Raw genomic sequence first — 2423 nt, 5'->3', positions numbered from 1 at the left:
CCCTTCGGCTCCCAGTGGTCGCCCACCTTCTCGAACTGGTGCTTCACCGCCGCGAAGGCGGTGCGGTGCGACCGCTCGCCCTCGCCGTAGGTCTCCACCGCCGAGTCGTGTGTCTTCTCCCAGGTCCGCTGCGCCTTGTCCGGGGAGCGTCGCAGCGTGCTGGGCAGATCCTCGCGCCCGGGCATCTCGTCCTCCTCCGTGTCGACAGAATCACTGTCACCGTTCCCCGCGGGCGGGGTGGCAAACGCGTCGCGGGCGGGGCCGCACCACGGCGGCGTCGGCCCGGGTTTGTCGATTTCCCGCTTCGGGTACCGGCCGGGCCAGGCCCGACCGGATGACCGGTCATCCGGTGGCCGGGGAACAGGGAGCGGGCATGACGACCACGGAGCCCGGTACGACGCGCGCCGACACGCCGGGTGCGCCGGTGCCCCGGCGGATGCGGCAGCTGAGCTGGCGGACCTGGCGCGGGGTGCTGGTGCGCAGCGTGACGAACTTCGTCAACGACAACTGCTCCGACTGGGCCGCCGCACTCACCTACTACGGGGTGCTGGCGCTCTTTCCGTCCGCCATCGTGGTGGTGGCCCTGGTCGGTCTGGTCTCCGACGGCGAGCGGACCCTGGACACGGTTGTCGACCTCGCCAAGCAGGTGGGTGCCGGATCGGTGGTGGCTGACAAGGACGGCGGCGTGGTCGGGGTGATCCGGGCCGTGGTGGTTCAGCAGAGCAACGTGAAGGTGCTGCTGAGTTTCGGTCTGCTCGGCGCGCTGTGGTCGGCGTCGGGCTTCATCGGGGCGTTCACCCGTGCCTCCAACGCGATCTACGGGGTGACCGAGGGTCGGCCGGTCTGGAAGCTGCGGCCGGTGCAGATCGGCTTGGCCGCGGTGACGTTGGTGCTGCTCGCGGTGGTCGCCCTCGCGCTGATCGTCAGCGGCCCGGTCACCGACGCGGTCGGCGACCTGATCCACGCCGGCGGCCTGGCCCGGACGGTGTGGAGCGTGGCGAAGTGGCCGGTGCTCGCCATAGTCATGGCGGTGCTGCTGTCCCTGCTGTTCTGGATCGCCCCGAACGTGCGCCAGCCCCGCTTCCGCTGGCTCACCCCCGGCGGCGCGGTGGCCCTGGTCTCCTGGGCGGCGGTCTCCTTCGGCTTCGGCCTCTACGTGGCCAAGTTCGCCTCGTACAACACGACGTACGGGAGCCTGGGCGCGGCCATCGCGTTCCTGGTCTGGCTCTACCTGTCCAACTCCGCCCTGATGCTCGGGGTGCAGATCAACGCCGAGGTGCAGCGCGGCCGGCAGTTGCAGGCGGGCGAGAAGGACCTCCAGGAGCCGATTCTGCCGCCGCGGAAGGCCGCCGACTCCTAAGCGCCGGTTGTCCGCCCGGATGTCCGGCCCGGGGGCCGGTTCGTGACGCGGTGCCGGTTTACCGGGCGGGGTGCCGGGTAGCGCAGAAGGCATGGAGCGTGGCAACAGCAAGCACGGACCGAGGATCGACGAGCAGATGAGCCAGGAGGTCAGCGGCCTCGTCCAGGGGCCGGGGACCGGCGGCTCTCGGGTCGAGGAGTCCCGGGTGCCGGAACCGGCCGGCGAGGACCAGCCGGAGACCACCACGGCACCGGCGGGCGACCTGCGCACCGGCACCCCGCAGGGGATGAGTTCCACCGACGTCGAGCAGCGCAGCCGGCTCGGCCGGTTCATCTCCATGAGCGCGCTGCCCGGCGACCGACTGGTGCTCATCGCCAGCGCCCGGGAGAACGAGGCGCCCGACGACATCGTGGCGGCGCTGGAGCGGCTGCCCGAGGGCACCGAGTACCAGACGGTCTCCGAGGTGTGGGCCGCGCTCGGCAACAAGAACGAGACAACTCGCTGGTGAGCAGGATCGTCCCCCGATCCGGCCATCACCCGCGACCAGAGGAGGGTTCCTGATGAGTGGCGTTACCGAACACGTCGAGGTTTCCGTACCCGTAAGCACCGCGTACGACCAGTGGACGCAGTTCGAGGAGTTCCCCCAGTTCATGGAGGGCGTGCAGGAGGTCCGGCAGCTCTCCGACACGATGACTCACTGGACGGTGGACATCGCCGGCGTGAAGCGCGAGTTCGACGCCGAGATCACCGAGCAGCTGCCCGACGAGCGGGTCGCCTGGCGCTCCACCGGCGGCACCCAGCAGGCCGGTGTGGTGACCTTCCACCGCCTGGACGAGGGCAAGACCCGGGTCACCCTCCAGCTCGAGTTCGAGCCGCACGGGGTGGTCGAGCAGGCCGGCGACAAGCTCGGCATCGTCGACCGGCGGGCCAAGGGCGATCTGGAGCGGTTCAAGACGTTCATCGAGCGGCGCGGTCAGGAGACCGGCGCCTGGCGTGGCTCGGTGGACCGCCCGCAGCCGTGATCCCGCGAACCGACCGACGATGGCCGCCGGGAACTCCGGCG

Annotated in this window: 4 protein-coding genes; 3 read left to right on the top strand and 1 reads right to left on the bottom strand. The window is 70.8% G+C overall.

Features of this window, described 5'->3' with window-relative positions:
• Positions 1-185 (bottom strand): ChaB family protein (locus AB0J68_RS30975; RefSeq protein WP_363942296.1); only part of this gene is annotated, 185 nt, incomplete at its 3' end.
• 188 nt (positions 186-373) lie between these two features.
• On the opposite strand from AB0J68_RS30975, the gene AB0J68_RS30970 reads away from it, so the two are divergent.
• From AB0J68_RS30970 to AB0J68_RS30960, 3 genes are all read left to right on the top strand, one after another.
• A complete protein-coding gene (locus tag AB0J68_RS30970; RefSeq protein WP_355136239.1) occupies positions 374-1360 on the top strand; it encodes a YihY/virulence factor BrkB family protein in 987 nt (328 codons plus the stop codon).
• Positions 1361-1451: 91 nt separating this feature from the next.
• The gene (locus AB0J68_RS30965) at positions 1452-1868 is read left to right on the top strand and encodes a DUF2795 domain-containing protein (protein ID WP_363942294.1); all 417 of its coding nucleotides are present in this window, start codon (positions 1452-1454) and stop codon (positions 1866-1868) included.
• 52 nt (positions 1869-1920) lie between these two features.
• Positions 1921-2382 (top strand): SRPBCC family protein, encoded by a 462-nt coding sequence (locus tag AB0J68_RS30960; protein WP_354860122.1) that lies wholly within the window; start codon positions 1921-1923, stop codon positions 2380-2382.
• Positions 2383-2423 lie beyond the last annotated feature (41 nt).

Origin of the sequence: Micromonospora sp. NPDC049580 (assembly GCF_040675595.1) — a bacterium.
Taxonomy (GTDB): domain Bacteria; phylum Actinomycetota; class Actinomycetes; order Mycobacteriales; family Micromonosporaceae; genus Micromonospora.
Note: the sequence above shows the minus strand (reverse complement) of the source record. Positions and strands in the feature narration are given on the sequence as shown.

Excerpts from the sequence above, each read along its gene's own strand:
- AB0J68_RS30970 (WP_355136239.1), top strand. The coding sequence starts at position 374 with ATGACGACCACGGAGCCCGGTACGACGCGCGCCGACACGCCGGGTGCG.
- AB0J68_RS30965 (WP_363942294.1), top strand. The coding sequence starts at position 1,452 with ATGGAGCGTGGCAACAGCAAGCACGGACCGAGGATCGACGAGCAGATG.
- AB0J68_RS30960 (WP_354860122.1), top strand. The coding sequence starts at position 1,921 with ATGAGTGGCGTTACCGAACACGTCGAGGTTTCCGTACCCGTAAGCACC.